Annotated in this window: 21 protein-coding genes; 9 read left to right on the top strand and 12 right to left on the bottom strand. The window is 72.9% G+C overall.

Translation table 11 applies throughout. The annotated features are described in order from the left end of the window. Nucleotides 1-267: 267 nt before the first annotated feature. Both ACWC94_RS01420 and ACWC94_RS01415 read right to left on the bottom strand, forming a co-directional pair. On the bottom strand, nucleotides 268-2,625 hold the full coding sequence (locus tag ACWC94_RS01420) for an outer membrane protein assembly factor BamB family protein (protein ID WP_450794290.1): 2,358 nt from the start codon (nucleotides 2,623-2,625) through the stop codon (nucleotides 268-270). Nucleotides 2,626-2,803: 178 nt separating this feature from the next. After that, entirely contained in the window at nucleotides 2,804-3,556 is a 753-nt protein-coding gene (locus tag ACWC94_RS01415; RefSeq protein WP_450794289.1) for a VOC family protein, read from the bottom strand. 134 nt (nucleotides 3,557-3,690) lie between these two features. On the opposite strand from ACWC94_RS01415, the gene ACWC94_RS01410 reads away from it, so the two are divergent. Then, a complete protein-coding gene (locus ACWC94_RS01410) occupies nucleotides 3,691-4,326 on the top strand; it encodes a TetR family transcriptional regulator (RefSeq protein WP_450794597.1) in 636 nt (211 codons plus the stop codon). Nucleotides 4,327-4,428: 102 nt separating this feature from the next. Here ACWC94_RS01410 and ACWC94_RS01405 read toward each other — a convergent pair whose 3' ends face one another. Next, nucleotides 4,429-4,881, bottom strand: a complete 453-nt coding sequence (locus tag ACWC94_RS01405; protein ID WP_351206276.1) for an Lrp/AsnC family transcriptional regulator — start codon at nucleotides 4,879-4,881, stop codon at nucleotides 4,429-4,431. Nucleotides 4,882-4,963: 82 nt separating this feature from the next. Here ACWC94_RS01405 and ACWC94_RS01400 point away from each other — a divergent pair, with 82 nt between their 5' ends. After that, nucleotides 4,964-5,581, top strand: a complete 618-nt coding sequence (locus ACWC94_RS01400) for a LysE family translocator (RefSeq protein ID WP_450794288.1) — start codon at nucleotides 4,964-4,966, stop codon at nucleotides 5,579-5,581. A gap of 67 nt (nucleotides 5,582-5,648) precedes the next feature. On the opposite strand, the gene ACWC94_RS01395 is transcribed toward ACWC94_RS01400, so the two are convergent. Both ACWC94_RS01395 and ACWC94_RS01390 read right to left on the bottom strand, forming a co-directional pair. Further along, nucleotides 5,649-6,125 (bottom strand): nitroreductase family deazaflavin-dependent oxidoreductase, encoded by a 477-nt coding sequence (locus ACWC94_RS01395; protein WP_450794287.1) that lies wholly within the window; start codon nucleotides 6,123-6,125, stop codon nucleotides 5,649-5,651. Beyond that, nucleotides 6,125-7,309, bottom strand: coding sequence for an acyl-CoA dehydrogenase family protein (locus ACWC94_RS01390; protein ID WP_450794286.1), 1,185 nt, complete (start codon nucleotides 7,307-7,309; stop codon nucleotides 6,125-6,127). The genes ACWC94_RS01395 and ACWC94_RS01390 overlap by 1 nt, the downstream gene beginning before the upstream one ends. Nucleotides 7,310-7,385: 76 nt before the next feature. On the opposite strand from ACWC94_RS01390, the gene ACWC94_RS01385 reads away from it, so the two are divergent. After that, nucleotides 7,386-8,558, top strand: coding sequence for a thiolase C-terminal domain-containing protein (locus ACWC94_RS01385; protein ID WP_450794284.1), 1,173 nt, complete (start codon nucleotides 7,386-7,388; stop codon nucleotides 8,556-8,558). Nucleotides 8,559-8,583: 25 nt separating this feature from the next. Beyond that, complete coding sequence (locus tag ACWC94_RS01380) at nucleotides 8,584-9,252, top strand: pyridoxine/pyridoxamine 5'-phosphate oxidase (protein ID WP_450794283.1); 669 nt, start codon at nucleotides 8,584-8,586, stop codon at nucleotides 9,250-9,252. Between the two features lie 39 nt (nucleotides 9,253-9,291). Here ACWC94_RS01380 and ACWC94_RS01375 read toward each other — a convergent pair whose 3' ends face one another. The 4 genes from ACWC94_RS01375 to ACWC94_RS01360 form a co-directional block, all read right to left on the bottom strand. Further along, complete coding sequence (locus tag ACWC94_RS01375) at nucleotides 9,292-10,137, bottom strand: SDR family oxidoreductase (RefSeq protein WP_450794282.1); 846 nt, start codon at nucleotides 10,135-10,137, stop codon at nucleotides 9,292-9,294. Between the two features lie 64 nt (nucleotides 10,138-10,201). Next, nucleotides 10,202-11,071 carry a GNAT family N-acetyltransferase gene (locus ACWC94_RS01370; protein ID WP_450794281.1) on the bottom strand — a complete coding sequence of 290 codons (870 nt, stop codon included), beginning with the start codon at nucleotides 11,069-11,071 and terminating at the stop codon, nucleotides 10,202-10,204. A 55-nt stretch (nucleotides 11,072-11,126) separates the two neighbouring features. Beyond that, entirely contained in the window at nucleotides 11,127-11,522 is a 396-nt protein-coding gene (locus tag ACWC94_RS01365; RefSeq protein WP_450794280.1) for a Zn-ribbon domain-containing OB-fold protein, read from the bottom strand. After that, nucleotides 11,519-11,971, bottom strand: a complete 453-nt coding sequence (locus tag ACWC94_RS01360) for a DoxX family membrane protein (RefSeq protein WP_450794279.1) — start codon at nucleotides 11,969-11,971, stop codon at nucleotides 11,519-11,521. Before ACWC94_RS01360 ends, ACWC94_RS01365 begins: the two co-directional genes overlap by 4 nt. Nucleotides 11,972-12,159: 188 nt before the next feature. Between ACWC94_RS01360 and ACWC94_RS01355 the strand changes: the two genes are divergently transcribed. The 3 genes from ACWC94_RS01355 to ACWC94_RS01345 all read left to right on the top strand — a co-directional run bounded on the left by ACWC94_RS01355 (nucleotide 12,160) and on the right by ACWC94_RS01345 (nucleotide 16,469). Then, nucleotides 12,160-13,356: a flavin-containing monooxygenase gene (locus ACWC94_RS01355; RefSeq protein WP_450794278.1), complete on the top strand. Its 1,197-nt coding sequence runs from the start codon at nucleotides 12,160-12,162 to the stop codon at nucleotides 13,354-13,356. A 111-nt stretch (nucleotides 13,357-13,467) separates the two neighbouring features. After that, complete coding sequence (locus ACWC94_RS01350) at nucleotides 13,468-15,687, top strand: acetate--CoA ligase family protein (RefSeq protein WP_450794277.1); 2,220 nt, start codon at nucleotides 13,468-13,470, stop codon at nucleotides 15,685-15,687. After that, nucleotides 15,684-16,469 (top strand): enoyl-CoA hydratase/isomerase family protein, encoded by a 786-nt coding sequence (locus tag ACWC94_RS01345; protein WP_450794276.1) that lies wholly within the window; start codon nucleotides 15,684-15,686, stop codon nucleotides 16,467-16,469. The genes ACWC94_RS01350 and ACWC94_RS01345 overlap by 4 nt, the downstream gene beginning before the upstream one ends. 271 nt (nucleotides 16,470-16,740) lie before the next feature. Here the strand turns inward: ACWC94_RS01345 and ACWC94_RS01340 are convergent, their stop codons facing one another. Beyond that, nucleotides 16,741-17,301: a hypothetical protein gene (locus ACWC94_RS01340; RefSeq protein ID WP_450794275.1), complete on the bottom strand. Its 561-nt coding sequence runs from the start codon at nucleotides 17,299-17,301 to the stop codon at nucleotides 16,741-16,743. A gap of 81 nt (nucleotides 17,302-17,382) precedes the next feature. On the opposite strand from ACWC94_RS01340, the gene ACWC94_RS01335 reads away from it, so the two are divergent. Continuing rightward, on the top strand, nucleotides 17,383-17,985 hold the full coding sequence (locus ACWC94_RS01335; protein ID WP_450794596.1) for a flavin reductase family protein: 603 nt from the start codon (nucleotides 17,383-17,385) through the stop codon (nucleotides 17,983-17,985). Between the two features lie 20 nt (nucleotides 17,986-18,005). Here the strand turns inward: ACWC94_RS01335 and ACWC94_RS01330 are convergent, their stop codons facing one another. Together ACWC94_RS01330 and ACWC94_RS01325 are read right to left on the bottom strand one after the other, a co-directional pair. Continuing rightward, nucleotides 18,006-18,854, bottom strand: a complete 849-nt coding sequence (locus ACWC94_RS01330) for a helix-turn-helix domain-containing protein (RefSeq protein WP_450794274.1) — start codon at nucleotides 18,852-18,854, stop codon at nucleotides 18,006-18,008. Nucleotides 18,855-18,872: 18 nt separating this feature from the next. Next, the gene (locus tag ACWC94_RS01325) at nucleotides 18,873-19,625 is read right to left on the bottom strand and encodes a DUF6879 family protein (RefSeq protein WP_450794273.1); all 753 of its coding nucleotides are present in this window, start codon (nucleotides 19,623-19,625) and stop codon (nucleotides 18,873-18,875) included. A 184-nt stretch (nucleotides 19,626-19,809) separates the two neighbouring features. On the opposite strand from ACWC94_RS01325, the gene ACWC94_RS01320 reads away from it, so the two are divergent. Beyond that, complete coding sequence (locus ACWC94_RS01320; RefSeq protein ID WP_450794272.1) at nucleotides 19,810-20,013, top strand: hypothetical protein; 204 nt, start codon at nucleotides 19,810-19,812, stop codon at nucleotides 20,011-20,013. The last annotated feature ends 6 nt before the right edge of the window (nucleotides 20,014-20,019 follow it).

The following is a 20,019-nucleotide window of genomic DNA, read 5'->3' as shown; positions in this document are numbered from 1 at the left end:
CACGCACATCTGCCGCGTTGTCGTCACTCGCCGACGCTCCGCGTCGACGCTTGGGGTTCGTCACCCGCACCGTCGCACAGGGCTTCGCGGCGGTCGCGCAGCTGACCAGCCTCGCCGTCCCGTCCGCCGACGACGTGCCGCCACCGGACGGCGTCCGCCACTGGTGGCGGCCGTACGCCGGGGGTAGCGTCAGCCCTGGGACGGCCGCCGTCCGGAGCCCTTCCGTGACACACCGGTACGACGGCCGTCACGCACCCCGTCCCGCCCTCACGCGGTGCGTGCCGTCCCCGTCCCCTTCTCCGCGTCCAGCGCGTACACACACCGGTCCTTGCTGCACGCGTACACCACCCCGTCCTTGACGACCGGGGAGCCGGTGATCTCGCCACCGGTGGCGAGCTTCCACCTGAGCCGGCCGTCGTCGGCCTTCAGCGTGTACAGAAGGTGGTCCGTGGAGCCGAAGTGGATACGGCCCTCGGCCACCGCGGGGGCGCCCACCACGTCGCCGCCCGCCTGGAAGCGCCACTTGGGCGTGCCGGTGACCGCGTCCAGGGTGTACAGGCCCTTGCCGCTGCCGACGTGGACGTGGCCGGCCGCCACGAGCACCGGTTCGACGGAGGAGCGGGCCTCGGTGGCGATGCGCCAGCGGTCGCGGCCGTCGGTGGCGTCGAGGGCGTAGACCGTGCCGAGGTAGTCCGCGAGGTACACGCCGCCGCCCGTCACCGCCGGGCCCGGGGTGAACGCGGGCGGGGACAGGAAGACCGCGGGCGCCTCGAAGTGCCAGCGGACCATGCCGCTCGCCGCCTCGACGGCGAGGACGCGGGTGCCGGCCGAGACGTAGACGTAGCCGTCGGGCGCCGGGGTGAGGCGGACGGGCACGCCGCCGCAGGACGCGGCGTCGCCGACCGGGTACGACCAGCGCTCCTCGCCGGTGCGGGCCTCCAGGGCGCGCAGCCGGGCGTCCTGCCAGACGTAGACCGTGCCGTCGTGGACGAGCGGGCCGGACTCGGGGGACTCGAAGTCGGTCTGGCAGCCGGTGATCTCCCACAGCTTCTGCCCGTTCGCGGCCTCCCAGGCCTGGACACCGCCACCCCGGGTGCCGGTGACGACCGTGCCGTGGTCGGCCTTGAGCGAGTACACCCAGGCGTCCGTCGACAGGCGCCACAGGTCGGTGCCCTCGCGGGCGTCCAGGGCGAACAGGGTCGGGCCGTCGGAGGCGTGGATACGGCCGTCCGCCACCGCCATCGACCAGGCGACGTCCCTCGTCTTGAAGCGGCGGCGGCCGGTGCCCACGTCCAGGGCGTGCACCTCGAAGGAGGTGACGTAGACCAGGTCGCCGTCGACGGCGGGGGTGCCCCAGACCTCGTTGGACATGCGGAACCGCCAGGGCCGCCAGCCGCTCGCGGTCTCCGGGGGCTGGGGCGGGGCGGGCGGTACGGCAGGGCCTACGGCAGGGTCCGTGCCGGCGACGCCGGTGCGCGGGCGGGACCAGCTGGCGACCAGGCCGGCCTCCGGCGGGGGCGCCTTGACGGCGGCGGCGCGGGCGTCGGCGACGCGCGGGCCGGGACCGATGGGTACCTGGGCGCCGGCCAGCCGGACCGGGCCGGCGTCGGGCGCGACGGAGGAGGCGCCGGCGGGCACGGGCGGGTCGTACGGCGGCGGCGGGGGTACGGCCGAACGGCCACCGCTCCTGGGGCCGCCGGCGGGCGCCGGGGACGGCTTGGCCGCGGGGCGCCCGCCGCGGCGGGCCTCGATGAGGGCGACGGCCTTCTCGGGGAGCCAGGCGGAGGCGGTGCCGCTGTCGTCGGAGCCGGAGCCGAAGAGATGGGGGGCCAGCTGGGCCTGGAGGTCGGCCGGGCTGGGCCGGGCGGGGGCCTCCATCTGCATGCAGACCTCGATGAGCGGGCGCAGCTCGTCGGGCAGGCCGGTCAGGTCGGGGCCCTCGCGCAGCAGCATGAAGACCGTCTCGACCGGGTTGGCGCCGTGGAAGGGCGGGTGGCCGGTGGCCGCGAAGACCAGCATGGAGCCGAGTGAGAAGACATCGCTGGCGCCGGTGACGCTGCGGGAGTCCTTGGCCTGCTCCGGGGACATGTAGGCGGGGGTGCCGACGGCGACGTTGGTCATGGTCAGACGGGTGTTCGAGACGCCGGAGGCGATACCGAAGTCGATCACCCGGGGGCCGTCCTCGACCACGAGCACGTTGGACGGCTTCAGGTCGCGGTGGACGAGCCCGGCGCCGTGGATGGACTGCAGGGCCTCCGCCACGCCCGCCGCCAGCCAGCGCACCGCCTGGGCCGGGAGCGGCCCGCAGTCGTTCACTATCTCCTCGAGGGAGGGCGCGGGGACGTACGCGGTCGCGAGCCAGGGCACGGCGGCGCGCGGGTCGGCGTCGACCACGGCCGCCGTGTAGAAGCCGGAGACCGCGCGGGCCGCCTCCACCTCACGGGTGAAGCGGACCCGGAACAGCTGGTCCTCGGCCAGCTCGGTGCGCACCGTCTTGATCGCCACGCGCCGACCGGACGCCGAGCGCGCGAGATAGACCAGCCCCATGCCGCCGGCGCCCAGCCGCCCCAGCACCTCGAACGGCCCGATCCGCCGCGGATCGTGCTGCGTCAGCTGATCCACCACTTGCCTGCCACCTCCCCGTACGAGCCGCGCCACCCACATATGTACGCGACCGAAGTGCAGCGTCTCACCACCGCACCGCCGTGGCGGCACGCACCCCGATTCTTCCTGGCCGGGCCGCTGGTTGCGAACCCGGTGAGAATAGGGGTGTCTCCCCACCAATCCGACCAAAGCGGACGGATCAGCGCTGCAGCAGTGCGAAGGACGCCCCCTGATTGTCGGTGACGACGGCCACACGTCCGTACGACGTCTCGAAGGGTGGCGCCTGCACCCGGCCGCCCAGCCGCTGTACGGCCCCGAGCGCGTCGCCGAGGTCCGCGACCCGGAAGTGGGTCAGGAAGTGCGGGGGCATCTCGGCCGGGAAGACCTCGGTGACGTCGGCGCGGCCGAAGTCGGGCTCGGCCCCGGCGCCGAAGAGGGCCTCGCGGAACAGGCCGCCGTAGAAGACGTTGGCGGCGGCGGTGTCCCGGGTGTACAGCTCGGCCCAGACGAAGGTGCCGGGCTCGTGCCGCCGCCCGAAGCCGCGGTGGCGGCCCGGCTGCCACAGCCCGAACACCGCGCCCTCGGGGTCGGCGGCGAGGGCGGCGACCCCGAGGTCGCCCACCGGGAACGGGGCCATGACCACCTGCCCGCCGGCCTCGGTGATCCGCCGGCCGAGGGCCGCGGCGTCGGGGGTGGCGAAGGAGACCGTCCAGACGGTGGGCATACGGCCGTCGATCTTGGGGGCCAGCGAGGCGACGGGCTCCCCCTCCAGCCGGGCCCACACCGAGGTGCCGTAGGCGTCCCCGAAGGACCACCCGAAGAGCTCACCGTAGAACCGCTTGCCGGCCTCGACGTCCGCGAGCTGGGCGTCCACCCAGCAGGGCACGCCCTCCCCGTACACCACTCCCGCCTCTTCCGCCGCTTCATTCCCGGATGCCCTGTTTTCGGCCATGCCGTCAAAGTAACCGGGTCACGCGCACCCCGCAGACCAGGCACACCACCCTCAGCGCAGCCGTGCACCCCATTTGCAGTCGGCCGAATCGCGCTCCGATCACCCGTCGGTAAGCTGACGGCATGACAGGACAAGTGCGTACCGTCGACGGCCGCGTGGCCGGCCGGCGTGGGCAGGCGACCCGGCAGAAGCTGCTCGACTGCCTCAGCGAGATGCTCAGCTCCTCCCCCTACCGGGACGTCAAGGTCATCGATGTCGCCCGGAAGGCGGGTACTTCGCCCGCGACCTTCTATCAGTACTTCCCGGACGTCGAAGGCGCCGTCCTGGAGATCGCCGAGCAAATGGCGGCCGAGGGCGCCGGATTGACAGAACTGCTCGAGGGCCGGTCCTGGGCCGGGAAGTCGGGATGGCAGACGGCGCAGGAACTCGTGGACGGCTTCCTGGAGTTCTGGCGCAGGAACGACGCGATCCTGCGGGTGGTCGACCTCGGCGCGGCCGAAGGGGACAAACGGTTCTACAAGATCCGCATGAAGATCCTGAACTCGGTGAACAACTCCCTGTCCGACTCCATCGCCGAGCTGCAGTCCAAGGGCAGGGTCGACAAGGACGTGAACCCGGCGGCGGTGGCCGGTTCGCTGGTCGCGATGCTCGCGGCGGTGGCGGCGCACCAGAAGGGTTTCTCGTCGTGGGGGGTGAAGCAGGCCGAACTCAAGCCGAACCTGGCCCTGTTGATCCACCTGGGCGTGACCGGAAAGAAGCCGAGCAGGTAGGGACCCGCCTGTTTCCGGTACCTCTTTTCCGCTTCCCAAGTCCTGTCTGTCAGGCGGTGGTTCACCCGCGGTGCCCTCGCGGGTGAACCACCGCCTGCTCTGCTATGCGGGCAGCGGCCGGTCCCGCACGACGTGCTTCATCACCAGCGTCGAGGTCAGCCGCTGCACCCCGGGCAGGGTCGCGAGCCGCTCGTCGTACAGCCGCTGGAAGGCCGCGAGGTCGGCGGTGGCGACCCGGAGCAGATAGTCGGGCTCGCCGAACAGCCGCTGGGCGTCCAGCACGTGTTCCAGCTCGCCGACCGCCCGCTCGAACTCGGCGACCGTGTCCCGGTCCTCCTGCCGCATGGACACGAACACCAGCGCCTCGAAGTTCAGGCCGAGCGCCCCCGCGTCCACGACCGCCCGGTAGCCCTGGATGGCTCCGGAACGCTCCAGCTCACGCAGCCGGCGGTGGCAGGGCGAGACACTGAGCCGCACCCGCGCGGCCAGCTCGGTCACGGTCAGCCGCCCGTCCTGCTGCAGCTCGGCAAGGATTTTCCGGTCCACGTCGTCCATGAGGCAAATCTTCCCTCACAGTACGAGAGGACGGGCAAACTTCGGGAACACTTTCGGGCCATTCCCGCCTAATGTCCCCACCATGGACTCGGGACTCCTCTTCTCCTTCCTCGCCGTGGACCTGCTGCTGGTGTGCGTACCGGGCGCCGACTGGGCGTACGTCATCGCGACCGCCCTGCGCGGCCGGCCGGTGCCGCGCGCGGTCGCCGGCCTGGTCTGCGGCTATGCCCTGCACACGGCCCTGGCGACGGCGGGCCTCGCGGTCCTGGTGGCGGGCTCGCCCCAGCTGCTGACGGCCCTGACGGTGGCGGGCGCCGGATACCTGCTGTGGCTGGGCTGGGGCGTCCTGCGCCGGCCGGCGGTACCGGGCGCGGACGGAACCTCACCGGCCGACGGCAGGCTCTTCCTCAGGGGTGCCACGATCAGCGGGCTGAACCCCAAGGGGCTGCTGCTCTACCTCTCCGTCCTGCCCCAGTTCCTCACCCTCCGCGGCACCCACCTGCCGGTCCCGGTCCAGACGGCGGCCCTGGGCCTCCTCCACATGGCGTGCTGCGCGGTGGTCTACCTCACGGTCGGCCTCCTGTCCCGCGCGCTGCTGGCGGCACGGCCGGCGGCGGCCCGGGCGGTGACCCGTACGTCAGGGGCGGCGATGCTGGGGATCGGGGCGTTCCTGCTGGTGGAGCGGCTGGCGACGATCTAGGTCCGCCGCCGTTCGTCCGCGGGTCGGACGTGGTTGCCCCCGCAGTTCCCCGTGCCCGTGACGGGGGCTACCGGACCGTGAGCCGAAAGACCCTGATCTCCCGGTCCACCCGCGCCTGGTACGTCGCGTACGGCGGCCAGAACGTCAGCAGCGCCCGCCAGACGTCCGCTCGCTCCTTCCCCGTGAGCAGACGGGACGTCACCGGGATGTCCCGCCCCTTCCAGCTGATCGACGCCTCGGGGTGGGCCAGGAGATTGTGGGTCCAAGCCGGGTGGCCGGTGCGGCCGAAGTTGGAACCGGCCAGGACCCAGCTCCTGCCGCCCTCGACCGGCATACAGGCCAGCGGAGTCCTGCGGGGCAACCCGCTGCGGGCGCCGGTGGAGGTGAGGATCACCCCGGGCAGCATCCGGGTGCTCAGGAGGAACCGGCCGCCGGTGAGCCGGTGCACGGTCCGGTCGAGGGCCGGGACCACATGCGGGGCGGCCTTCGCGAAGGCGCGGGTGGAGGACACCCGCTGCACGAGGCGGACACCGAGGCCGGCCATCACAGGGCCGCCCCGCCGTCCGCGAAGAGACCGGCGACCTCGGCGGCCCGGTCCCGCAGCCGGTGGACCGGACCGAACAGCAGCTCGTCCCCGGCCGCCCGCTTGAAGTACAGCTGCGCGTCGTGCTCCCAGGTGAACCCGATCCCGCCGTGCAGCTGGACACCTTCCGCGGCCGCACACCGCAGCGCCTCCAGCGCCTGAGCGAGGGCCGGTCCACCCGCCTTCTCCCCCCGCGCCGTCGCCCAGGCGGCGTAGTACGCCGCCGACCGGGCCGCCTGCACCCCCACGTACACATCCGCCAGCCGGTGCTTCACCGCCTGGAAGGACCCGACGGGCCGGCCGAACTGCTCGCGCTGTCCGACGTACTCCACGGTCCGCTCCAGCACCCGGTCGGCCGCCCCGACGGCCTCGCAGGCGAGCACGGCCGCGGCCGAGTCCCCGAGCGCGGCGAGGGCGGGCAGCACGTCCGTCTCCTCCCGGCCGAGCAACTCGGCCCGTACGTCCCTCAGTTGGATCCGTCCCTGAGGCCGGGTGGCGTCGAGCGCGGTCTGCCGGGTCCGTACGACACCGGGCGCGTCCCCCGCCACCAGGAACAGCAGGGTCCGGGACCGGGCGAACCCCCCGGTGTGCGCGGCGACCAGCAGCAGCCCGGCGCTGTGCCCGTCCAGTACCTGGTCGACCTGCCCGTACAGCCGCCAGTCGCCGTCGGCGCGCCGGGCCTGGACCCCGCCGGCCCGCCCGCCGCCGGCGCAGAAGGTGCCGTTGTCGCCGGTCAGGGCGAGGGCGGCGGTGAGGGCGGGGCCGGGGACGGCGAGGGCGCCGGTGCGGGTGCCGGCGGCCAGGCGGGGCAGCAGCTCGGCGCGCTGAGCCCCGGTTCCGAGGGCGAGGACCAGCGGGGCGGTCAGGACGGAGGTGGCCAGCAGCGGGGAGGGGGCGATGCGGCGGCCGGTCTCCTCGCAGGCGAGGGCCAGTTCGGTGACCGAGCAGCCGACACCGCCGTACCGCTCGGGCAGCGCGAGCCCCGGCAGCCCGAGCTGGTCGGCGAGGGCGGACCACAGGAGGGGGTCGTGGCCGGCCGGGCTGTCGACGGCGGTCCGCAGCTCCGCCGGGCCGCACCGCTTGTGCAGCAGCTCGCGCAGGGTGCGGCGGATCTCGTCCTGTTCGGCGGTGAGGCGCGTGTCCATGGCTCTTCCCTCCGCATCTGACGGGCCGTCATATTAGGAGTCCGGAAACGATATGCACAGGGGAAGGTGGGCTCTGATGACTCCGGGAAGCCGGAAAGTCGCCGTGGTGGGCGTCTCGCTCTCCGACTGCGGACGCGTGGACGACGCCACCCCCTACACGCTGCACGCGCAGGCGGCCCGCCGCGCCCTGGCCGACGCGGGCCTCGGCCGTGAGGTGGTGGACGGTTTCGCCTCCGCCGGGCTCGGCACCCTGGCCCCCGTGGAGGTCGCCGAGTACCTGGGCCTGCGCCCCACCTGGGTGGACTCCACCTCGGTCGGCGGCTCGACCTGGGAGGTCATGGCGGCGCACGCGGCGGACGCGATAGCGGCGGGCCACGCGAACGCCGTCCTCCTCGTCTACGGCTCGACGGCACGGGCGGACATCAAGGCGGGCAGGAGGACCGGCGACCTCTCCTTCGGCGCCCGCGGCCCGCTGCAGTTCGAGGCCCCCTACGGCCACACCCTGATCGCCAAGTACGCGATGGCCGCCCGCCGCCACATGATCGAGTACGGCACGACCGTCGAGCAGCTGGCCCAGGTGGCGGTCCAGGCCCGGGCCAACGCGGCACTGAACCCGGAGGCGATGTTCCGCGACCCGGTCACGGTCGACGACGTCCTCGCCGGTCCGATGGTCGCCGACCCCTTCACCAGGCTGCACTGCTGCCTGCGCTCGGACGGTGGCGCGGCGGTCCTGCTGGCGGCCGGGGAGTACGTACGGGACTGCCGTACGGCACCGGTGTGGATCCTCGGCACCGGTGAGCACGTCTCGCACGCGACGATGTCCGAGTGGGCGGACTTCACGGTGTCCCCGGCGGCGGTGAGCGGCCGCCTCGCCTTCGAGCGGGCCGGGGTGCGCCCCGCCGAGATCGACTTCGCGGAGATCTACGACGCCTTCACCTACATGACCCTGGTGACCCTGGAGGACCTGGGCTTCTGCGCGAAGGGCGAGGGCGGGGCGTTCGTGGAGAAGGGCCGGCTGCTGGTGCGGGGCGGAGAGCTGCCGGTGAACACCGACGGGGGCGGGCTGTCCGCCCAGCATCCCGGGATGCGTGGGCTGTTCCTGCTGGTGGAGGCGGTACGCCAGCTGCGCGGCGAGGGCGGGGAGCGTCAAGTCCGCGCCGCGGACGGGGCGTTGCCGCGGCTCGCGGTCGCCTCCGGGACCGGCGGGTGGTTCTGCTCGTCGGGGACGGTGGTGCTGGGCCGGGACTGAGGGGGCGCCGGGCGATACTCGCCCCATGGCACAACACGATCTCCACGCACTGCTCCGCTCGCTGCGCGTGTGGTCCCCCGAGGCGACGGAGCTGCGCCCCTTCGACCCGGACACGGCCCCGCCGACCCCGCTGGCGCTGTTCACGAGCTGGTTCGCGGACGCGGTGGCGGCGGGGCAGCCGGAGCCGCACACGATGTCGCTGGCCACGGTGGACGGGGAGGGGAATCCGGACGTACGGATCGTGATGCTGCACGGCGCCGACGCGGACGGCTGGTCCTTCGCCACGCACCGCTCCAGCCGCAAGGGCCGGGCCCTCGGCACCCACCCGTACGCGGCGCTGGCCTTCTACTGGCCGGTGCTGGGCCGCCAGGTACGGGTGCGCGGGCCGGTGACGGCGGCACCGGCCCGGGAGAGCCAGGCGGATCTGCACGCCCGCTCGACGGGGGCGCTGGCCGCGGCGCTCACCGGCCGGCAGAGCGAGGAGCTGCCCTCGCTGGAGGAGCTGCGGCGGGCGTCGGAGACGGCCTGGGAGCGGGCCCGCCAGAACCCGGCCGAGGCGTCCCCGACCTGGACGCTGTACCGGCTGCACCCCGAGACGGTGGAGTTCTTCCAGGGCGACCCCGACCGGCGCCATGTACGCCTGGAGTACCGCAGCACGGAGTTCGGCTGGAGCAGGACACTGCTGTGGCCGTGAGGCCCCCCGCCGACGACGCGCCCGCCGGACGGACCGTCGTCATGCGAAGACGTGGCGGTTCCGGCGTACGAACTCGGCGAAGCCGAGGGCCGCGGTGCCGGTGAGATCGGCGACGGTCGACGTGACGGTCCCGGCGCCGCCGTCGCGGTAGGCGCGGGCGACGCCGATCACGGCGTCGGCGTGGAACTCCGGTATGCCACGGCCGAGCAGGACCGCGCGCGCCCGGTCGTCGGACAGACCGACGTAGCGCACCGGCCTGCCGAGGACGCCGGAGAACTCCTCCGCGGCCTCGGCGTAGGTCAGCGCCCGCGGTCCGGTGAGGTCGTAGACGCGGCCGTCATGGCCCTCGGTGGTGAGAACCCGCGCGGCGACCCGGGCGATGTCGCCGGTGTCGACGAAGCTGATGGGCGCGGTGATCAGCGGCAGGGAGAACTCCCCGGCCTCGCGGATGGACGGCTGGCTCAGGAAGTTCTGCAGATAGAAGTTGGGCCGCAGGACGGTCCAGGGCAGTCCGGAGACGGCCAGTGACCGTTCGACGGGCCGGTGCAGCCGGGCGATCGGTGAGAGCTCCTCGTCGGCCCGCCAGACCGACAGCTTGACCACCCGGGCACCCACCGCACGGGCGGCTTCGACCATGTTGAGTTCGTGCGTGGTCTGGGCGGGGCTCGTCGCGCCGAGCAGGAACACGGTCCCGATGCCGTCGAGTGCCGGTCCGAGCGTGTCCGGCCTGGCCAGATCGAGCGTCACCGCCCGGCCGCCCGCCTCGCTCACCCGGGCCGTGGTCCGCGGGTCGCGGTACGCCGCCCGCACGGCCGCCCCCTCGGCCCGCAGGCATGCGAGGAGGGCCCGTCCGACCCTTCCGCTCGCGCCGGTCACCAGGATCACCGTCGTGTCCCCCCGCCGGTCGTCTCAAGGCCGCCGCTGCCGGCCGACGTACGCCTCCCCCGCCTCATCCCTCCGCACCCCCGAACCGCCACACCGTGAAGTCCGCCACCGGCCGGTACCCGATGCGCTGGTACAGGCCGTTGCTCGTCGGGTTGGCGAGGTCGGTGAAGAGGAGGACCTCCGTCGCGCCCGCCTGCCGCGCGGCCCGGCTCACCTCGGCCGTGGCCGCGCCCGCGTAGCCGCGGCCGCGCAGGTCCGCGGGGGTGTAGACGGGGGCGATCCGGACCTGGCCGGCCGTTCGGGGGGTGGCTCCGGCCATGGCGAGCGGGGCGCCGTCGGGGGTTTCCCAGAAGGTGACGCCGCCGTAGGAGATGCGGGCGTCGGCCCAGTTGCCCGCGTTCTGGCCGACGCCGCCGGTGATCTCCTCGAACTCCTGGAACCAGCGGATCAGCAGGTCCCGGTCGGCCGGCCCGGCGATCCGTGCCCGCCCCCGCGGCCGGGGCTCCGGTGCGGTCAACTCGCCCAGCCGGTACAGCCGTTGCCGCTTGTCGACGGCGACCGCCGCGCCGGTGCGCCGCTGCCAGGCCGCCGCGAAGGCCTCCGCCGTCTCCTGCGGCCCGGAGACTCCGGGGAGCGGGCGGCCCAGCTCCGCGTACCGCACGGCCAGGGCGTCGGCCTCCTGCGGGGTGAGCGCGGTGACGTGGACGGGGAAGGGCGGGGTGTGCAGCAGGGCGGCCCGTACCGTGCCGTCGTCCGCCGCCAGCAGGCCGAAGAGGGGGGCCTGTTCGCCGTAGAGGTGCAGGCCGCGGCGGCGCAGCGCGTCCACCACCGTCAGCGGGACCGTGTGCAGGGCGGGACGGGAACGCAGGAAGTCGCCGGCGCGGGCGAGGAACTCGTCCAGGTCTTCGGTGAGACACCAGTTGTCGGGGCGCATACCGCCCATGATCGGCGCGAACCTCCCGGGCAGGACACCGGTTTTCCCCAGGAGCTCAGTCCTCCGGGCGGAACACCGGCCTGCCCTCCACGAACGTCGCACGCAGCGGCAGCCCGGCCCGCAGGTCCTCCCCGGCACAGTCGACCACCTGCGTCATCATCCGCGGGCCCTCCGCCAGGTCGACCACCGCGGCCACGTACGGCGTCCGGTCGCCGAAGGGCGGCAGGTCGTTGCGGTGGACCGTGGACCAGGTGTAGAGCGCGGCCCGGCCGCTCGCCTCCTCCCAGGTCACCTCCTCGCTCCAGCAGTGCGGGCAGAACTCGCGGGGGTAGTGGTGGGCCCGGCCGCAGGCCCCGCAGCGGCGGATCAGCAGCCGGCCCCGCCCGGCCGCCTCCCAGTAGGGGCGGGTGAAGGCGTCGGGCTCGGGAAGGTCGTGGCGCACCGCACTCACCGGAACCAGCCCAGCCACGCGTCCAGCGACCACGCCTGCCACGACATGCCGAAGAAGCCGACGAGGGAGATCAGCGCCATCATCGAGTTCTGGCCCTGCTCGGCCCAGTCGTGGATCATCAGCGCGAAGTAGACCGCGTTCAGCAGCAGGCCGCCGATCAGGGCCACCGGGGTCAGGAAGCCGAGGACCAGGCCGAGCCCGAGGGAGAGTTCGGCGTACGCGACGACGTACGCCATCAGCTTCGGATGCGGTTTCACCACCGTCTCGAAGCCGGTCCGCACCGCCGCCCAGCGGTGCTCCGCCGCCACGTCCGCCGCCCAGGCGATACCGCTGCCGCGCTCGAACCAGGCCTTCTTGTCCTTGTGCCGCCAGCTCTCCAGCCACCACAGACCGAGGCCGATCCGCAGCACCGCCAGCCACTGAGCGCCGTCGAGCCATATCGAGTCCATGACATCTGACGGTACGTCAGATCCGTCGTGATGCCCACCCGTGAGGGACGGGGGCGATCGCCGTACGGCCACAACCAGATGTCCTACGTCACCGGCCCCACCCACTTCTCCTACACCCGTGATCAATCCGCAACCAATTCCGGTCTTGACCGAGACCCATCAACGAGGTGGGTGATTACGCTCCGAGCATGGCCGACTCCCGTTCCGCTTCCGTTCCGCTCTCCGCCACACCCGCCGACCGCCCGGTCTACGTGATAGGCGCCGGTCCGGGCGGCCTGGCCGCCGCCCACGCGCTGCGGGCCCGGGGCATACGGGCCGTGGTCCTGGAGAAGGCCGACCGGGTGGGCGCCTCCTGGCGCGGCCACTACGACCGCCTGCGCCTGCACACCACCCGACGGCTGTCTGCGCTGCCCGGCCTGAAGATCCCCCGGAAGTTCGGGCGCTGGGTGTCCCGCGACAACGTGGTGCGCTACCTGGAGAAGTACACCGAGCACCACGGGCTGGAGATCGTCACCGGTGTGGAGGTCTTCCGCGTCGAGCGGACCGGGGACGGCACCGGCTGGCTGCTGCACGCCTCCGGCGGACGTGAGCTGACCGGCAGCGCGGTGGTCGTCGCCACCGGCTACAACCACACCCCGCGCATCCCCGACTGGCCGGGCCTCGCGGAGTACGGCGGTCAGTTCCTGCACGCCGGCGCCTACCGCAACGCCGAGCCGTACGCCGGCCGGGACGTCCTGGTCGTCGGCGTCGGCAACACCGGCGCCGAGATCGCCGTGGACCTGGTCGAGGGCGGGGCCGCTCGGGTGCGGCTGGCCGTGCGCACGGTCCCGCACATCGTGCGCCGTACGACGCTCGGCTGGCCCGCTCAGTACTCGGGCGTGCTGGTACGGCGGCTGCCGGTACGGCTGGTGGACCGGCTCGCCAGGTCGGCGGCCCGGCTCGGCGTACCGGACCTGTCGGCCCATGGCCTGCCCCGCCCGGACACCGGGATGTACAGCAGGGTGAAGGAGGGCGCCGTCCCGGTGCAGGACGTCGGCCTGATCGACGCCGTGCGCCGGGGGAAGGTGGAGGTCGTGGCCGCCGTCGAGTCCTTCGAGGGCGGGAACCCCGGAAAGGTCGTCCTCGCCGACGGCAGCCGGATCGAGCCGGACGCCGTGATCGCGGCGACCGGGTACACGCGGGCGCTGGAGGGCCTGGTCGGGCATCTCGGCGTGCTGGACGGGCGCGGCAAGCCGGTCGTGCAGGGCGGCCGTACGCCCGCGCAGGCGCCGGGTCTGTACTTCACCGGTTACACCAACCCGATCAGCGGAATGTTCCGGGAGATGGCGCTCGACGCCGGGAAGATCGCGAAGGCGGTGGCCGGGCAGCTGCGCGCCGGACGGTGACCCCACCCGGCGGTAACTTTGCGGGTCCGACCCGTTCCTGACATTGCGTCAGTTCAGTAATCTGACAGAGCGTCAGTTTACTTTGCTGTCTCACAGGAGCGGGGCGGACCGATGCTTGGATCAACCCACGGCACCCTCACCACCGACTCCCGCCGGGCCCGGGTCATCGCCTGCGGCGAGCAGCGGCCCGGCCCCGCCGTCCACGACCGGGCCTGTGACCTCGACGTCAGCGGACGCCCCCTGTACGCGGACGTACCCGACCTGACCCGCTTCTTCCGGCCCGAGTCGGTCGCCGTGATCGGCGCCTCGGACGCACAGGGGCGGCCGAACACCGGGATCACCCGGCAGCTGCTGGCCTGGGCCGAACGCGTCGGCGCGCGCGTGTTTCCGGTGCATCCGACCCGCCCGTCCGTCTTCGGCATCCCCTGCGCCGCCTCCGTCGCCGAGCTGCCCGACCGTGTCGACCTGGCGGTGCTGCTGGTGGCCGACCCGCTGCCGGTGATCGGGGAACTGGCCGAGGCCAAGGTGCGGTTCGCGGTCGCCTTCGCCTCCGGGTTCGCCGAGACCGGCGAGGCGGGCGCCGAGGCGCAGCGGCGGCTCACGGACGCCGTACGCCGCTCGGGTCTGCGTCTGCTCGGCCCCAACACCAACCTCAACGCCTTCGAGCGCTTCCGCGACGACCTGACCGGCCCGGCGATCGCGCTCATCACCCAGTCCGGACACCAGGGCCGCCCCGTCTTCGCCCTGCAGGAGCTGGGCATCCGGCTGTCCCACTGGGCGCCCACCGGCAACGAGGCCGACCTGGAGACCGCCGACTTCGTCTCCTGGTTCGCCGAGCAGCCCGAGGTCGGCGCCATCGCCTGTTACGTGGAGGGCCTGAAGGACGGCCGTGCCTTCCTGCTGGCCGCCGACCGCGCCGCCCGCCGCCGGGTGCCGGTGGTCGCGGTGAAGGTCGGCCGCACGGAAACCGGCGCGCGCACCGCCGCCTCGCACACCGGCAAGCTCACGGGCGCGGACGACGTGGTGGACGCGGCGATGCGCCAGTTCGGGGTCGTACGGGTCGACGGCCTCGACGAACTCCAGGACACCGCGACCCTGCTGGCGCGGGCCCGGGCCCCGCTGGCGGACGGGGTCGCGGTGTACTCGATCTCCGGCGGCACCGGCGCCCACGCCGCCGACCTGGCCGCGGCGGCCGGGCTGCGGCTCCCCCGACTGTCCGAGGCCAAGCAGGCCGAGCTGCACCAGTGGATACCGGAGTACCTGAGCGTGGCCAACCCGGTGGACAACGGCGGGCACCCGGTCGGCGACCACCGCGGCCGGAAGATCATCGACGCGCTCCTCGCCGACCCGTCGATCGGGGCACTGATCTGCCCGGTCACCGGACCGTTCCCGCCGCTGAGCGACAGGCTCGTGACGGACCTGGTCGAGGCGGCGGAGGAGACGGACAAGCTGGTGTGCGTGGTGTGGGGTTCGCCGGTCGGCACGGAGGCGGCGTACCGCGAGGTCCTGCTCGGCTCCTCCCGCGTGGCGACCTTCCGCACGGTGGGCAACTGCCTGACCGCCGTCCGCGCCTGGCTGGACCACCACGCCTTCGTCAGCGACTACCGCTCCCCCTTCGACGAGGCCCCGCGCACCCCCTCGCCGTCGTACCGCAAGGCGGAGGCGCTGATGCGCCCGGGCCAGCAGCTGAGCGAACACGCGGCCAAACAACTGCTGCGCGCCTACGGCATCCGGGTGCCGCGCGAGCAGCTGGTGACCAGCGCGGCCGCGGCCGTACGCGCCGCGGCCCAGGTCGGGTACCCGGTGGTGATGAAGGCGTCCGGCGCCCAGATCGCCCACAAGACCGAACTGGGCCTCGTGAAGATCGGGTTGACGTCCGCCAGCCAGGTCCGGGACGCCTACCGCGAGCTGACCGACATCGCCCGCTACGAGGGCGTCTCGCTCGACGGGGTCCTGGTGTGCCAGATGGTCGAGCAGGGCGTGGAGATGGTCGTCGGGGTGACCCACGACGACCTGTTCGGCCCGACCGTGACGGCCGGACTGGGCGGGGTGCTGGTGGAGGTCCTGCACGACACCGCCGTCCGCGTCCCCCCGTTCGGCGAGGACCAGGCCCGCGCCATGCTCGCCGAACTGCGCGGCCGGGCCCTGCTGGACGGTGTCCGGGGTCGCCCGCCGGCCGACCGGGACGCACTGGTGGAGGTGATCCTGCGGGTGCAGCGCATGGCCCTGGAACTCGGCGAGCACCTGGCGGAGTTGGACGTCAACCCGCTGATGGTGCTGCCCCGGGGGCAGGGCGCGGTGGCACTGGACGCGCTGGTGGTGTGCCGATGAGCGAGCTGGAGACCGAGCGCGTCGGCCAGGTGGCGTACGTGGCGTTGAACCGCCCCGACGCCCTCAACGCCCTGACCCCGCAGCTGCGGGACCGGTTGATCGACGTGCTCGCCAAGGCGTCGGCCGACCCGGACGTCCGGGCGGTGGTGCTGACCGGCACGGGCCGCGGTTTCTGCGCGGGCGCGGACCTGCGGGGCGGCGCGGGGGGCGGCGACCGGCTGCCGGGCGACGTGGCCCGCGTCCTGCGCCTGGGCGCGCAACGCCTGGTCGCGGCCGTCCTGGACTGCGAGAAACCGGTGATCGCCGCCGTGAACGGCACGGCGGCGGGCCTCGGCGCACACCTGGCGTTCGCGTGCGACCTGGTCCTGGCCGCCGAGTCGGCCCGCTTCATCGAGGTGTTCGTACGCCGGGGCCTGGTACCGGACGCCGGCGGCGCCTACCTGCTCCCCCGCCTGCTGGGCCCCCACCGGACGAAGGAGCTGATGTTCCTCGGCGACGCGGTGCCCGCGGCGGACGCGGCACGCCTGGGCCTGGTCAACCGGGTCGTCCCCGACGCCGACCTGGAGAAGACAGCCCGCGCGTGGGCTGCGCGCCTGGCCTCCGGCCCCACCCGTGCCCTGGCCCTGACCAAGCACCTGGTGAACACCTCCCTGGAGTCGGACCGCGCCACCGCCTTCGCGGCGGAGGCCTGGGCCCAGGAGCTCAACATGACGACCGAGGACGCCCGGGAGGGACTGCGGGCCTTCGTGGAACGGCGGGGGGCGGAGTTCCAGGGGCGGTGAGGATCCGTCCTCGGTGCGGTCCAGGGGGCGCGAGCTGCCGTCATCGGGGTCGCCGGTCGCCCAGGAGGACAAACAGCCGGAGGAGGTCCTCGGGCCGGGGCCCGCGCGGATCACGCAGTTCTGGTGGTGCGGGGCCGTCCGGTCGTTGCGCGGGGGGCCGGTGGGAGTCGGCGGGCCTCGACCCGGCTTCCGGGCGCGCGACGCAGCCCGACGCCGTTCTCGCCGCGCCGGACTCCACTGAGCCGCACGGGGTCGGCTCGGGCGGCTCGTACTACTGGATCACGCCGGCCGCGGAGGCCGCGAGCCCGGCGCCGAACACCAGGGCGAAGAGGCCGGCACAGGCGAGTGCCGACCGCCACCACAGCCCCCACCGCGACCAGGCGCGCGTGCGGACGTAGGCGATGCCGAGCGCGGGCAGCAGGCCGAGGGCCATGAGGACCGAGGCCGTGGTGGCGAACGGCCAGCGGAAGAGTGCCGTCGTCACTGCGGCCCAGACGACGGCCGTGGCCGCTGCGGCGACCGTGCGGGAGGCCCACTCCGGCCCGCCGAACCACCGGAGCACCGGCCGGGCGACCACGCTCGCGGGCAGCGTCAGCACGACGGAGACGACCAGGCCCAGCAACGGCAGCAGCAGCGGTGCGAAGACCAGCAGACAGAAGATCCCGAAGGCACCGTCGTAACCGGTGCCGTACCGGTCCTGGCTCGCGCTCCGGATCCACCACAGCAACCCGGCCGCCGGCAGCTGTGCCGCGTTCACCGGGATCGCGGCGGCCAGGTCGCTCCGCACGGACCGGGTGGCCCGGAACCCCTCGCGCACTTTCTCCCACCCCATGCCCGCACCCTACGAAGTGCCTGTACGGAGCCCTTCACCGCACTTCCCATCTGACGTTCCGTCAGCTTCAATGGGTGCGTGATGGGACACGCAGGGGCGGCGGCCGCCGCCGTCCGCTATCTGGGGCCGAGGCCCGTTCGGCCGTTGCCACGCCCGGAGTTGCGGTGCGTGCGGGAGGACGAGCGGGCACCGGTGGAGCCGGCCGAGTTCCGGCGGGTGCTGGGCAGCTTCGCGAGCGGGGTAACCGTGATCACGGCACCGGCGGCGGACCCCTCGGGGCCGCCCGCCGGCTTCGCCTGCCAGTCCTTCGCCTCCCTCTCCCTCGAACCGCCCCTGGTCTGCTTCATGGTCGGCCGTACGTCCACCACCTGGCCGCGCATCGCCCGCGCGGGCGTCTTCTGCGTCAACGTCCTCGGCGCCCGCCAGGCCGGACTGTGCCGCACCTTCGCGGTGAGCGGCGCGGACAAGTTCGCCGGGGTGGGGTACGACCCGGCGCCCGCCTCCGGCTCCCCGCGCCTGACCGGTGCCGCCGCCTGGATCGACTGCACCGTCCACGCCGTGCACACCGGGGGCGACCACCTGATCGTCGTGGGCCGGGTGGACGCCCTAGGCACCACGGAGGAACCGAGCGACCCGCTGCTCTTCCACCGGGGGCGGTTCGCCCGGCTTGATCCCCAGGCGTGAGGATCAACGCGCCCCTGCCCTCAGACCCTGATGCTCCGGCGGACACGGGCGATCACCTGCTGGGCGTCCGCGCCGAAGACGGCTGACTCCGCGAAGGTGTCCCAGACGCGGCGGTAGAGAGCGATCGTTTCGGCGTCGTCCAGCCAGAGTGCCGCATGCCAGTCCTCCACGGTGACCAGCCGGCCGTCCAGGATCCAGAACCCGTTCGCCGGCGGCAGACGCAGCGCGGCGTCCCAGGGCACGATCCCGAGACGGACGGTGTCCATCCCCACCACTCCCAGCAACCGGTCCAGTTGAGCTGCCAGCACCTCCGGCGGACACACCTGGGCCCGCAGCGCACCCTCCCACATGAGCGTCCTCAACTGCCTGCCAGGCTGGTACAGCCATTCCTGCCGCTTCATGCGGGCTCGCACCGCGTCCTCCGCGTCCCGTGGGGAGCGTCGGAACTCCGCGTAGCGCTCAAACAGGTTCCGGGCGTAGTCAGCGGTCTGAAGCATGCCGTTGACGGCGAAGTTGTCCCACGTGTGCAAGGTCCGGGACTCCCCGACGAGAGTGTTCCACTCCTCTTGCACCGGTGCGTGCCCTGCCGCCAACCGGCGCCGCCAGGAGCGAATATGGCTCTCGAAGCCATTCAGACGGGCGCGCAGTTCGGTGAAGGCCGCAGGCTGCCCCACGGCCTCGACCCACGCCCGGAGGTCGTCGTCCGTGGGTGTCTGCCTGCCGTTCTCCAGCTTGCTGACCTTCGACTGCGGCCACCCGAGCCGTTGGGCCAGTTCCGTACCGGTGAGACGGCCATCGGAGCTCTCGACACGCAGTTCCCTGAGCCTGCGGCCCAGTTCCGCACGCGCCCTCTGGTAGTCCGTGCTCACCGGTACCCGCTCTTGCTCCTACGCGTCGCTGTGCATCTCCGCCGTGAACTGCTTCCACGGTACGGCGTGATGCCAAGCAGCATCCCGCACCATGCAGCAACGCACCACCTCTGCGGGTTCGGTGATCAGGTCGACGTGCGTGAGCTGATCGTCGTCATCGAACCTCAGGAGCGCGATGAGGCGGCTGTCGAACAGCCAGAAGTCCTCGGCAGGGAGCCTGAGTCCTTCCGCGTCGGTACGCCACAGGTTGCGGATGTCCTCACCCATGCCGCTGTTCCGCTTGGCGTTGTCGAGGAGATAGAGCTGGCCCGTGGTGGGCGGTTGGTCCACGATGCGCACGCGCTCGACGCGCTTGCCCAGGGCGGTCTGCTCACTGATCGTCTTGCAGTACGGATGGTCGAACGTCCAGTTGACTTGGCCGGTCTCCACGAACTGACGGTAGGTGTCGGTCGCTTCGTCACTCGCGTACCGCTGCCGTGTCTCCAGACGCCATGCGGTGTGCTCGAACTTGTTGAACAGACCGCTGAACTCGTCCAGCCCGATCGTCCGCACCTTCCTCGTCCGCTCCTTCGGGGCCCAGTCCACAAGAAGGTCCCGTGGCACCACCACGGCGACCTCCCCCTCCGAACGGTGCTGAAGTTGTGCGATGTCCGCCGGGTCGGTGAGAGGAGGACCGTGTACGACCACCTCCCCACTGTCCAAGTCCTCATGTACGGATGGACATCCGTCCTCACCGCTGCCCGTCCCGTTGAACCGCAACCTGCGCGCCATGTACGACGACCTCCTGGGTCTCGTCGTTGTTGTGCGCCCAGCATCTCGGTGTCTCTGAGTGAATGTCCATGCATCCAGAGTGACCGCGCGAGAATAACGAAGAATATTCTGCTCCTTGGTTCCCTCCGCCCACCTACGGTCATCTCCCGAAGCCACACCAACTCCGGGAGAGACGGTGACAGCCATGGCCAAGGCGGAGCAGAAGCGCTCGGCGCAGGTGCCCAGTGGGTACGACGTCTGGCTGTTGGACTGCGTACCGGCCACCGGTTGTGAGGTGTGCGCCGCGAACTGGCGGCAGCTCGTCGCCTGCAAGCAGTCCGGTGACATCGCGCGGGCCGCGCGCCACGCCACCGAGATCCGCGACCACACCTCGGGCGTGCACGGATAACTGTGA

The organism is Streptomyces sp. NPDC001135 (genome assembly GCF_053598395.1).
The sequence above is the reverse complement of the archived record's forward strand: the minus strand, read 5'-3'. Positions and strand labels throughout refer to the sequence as shown.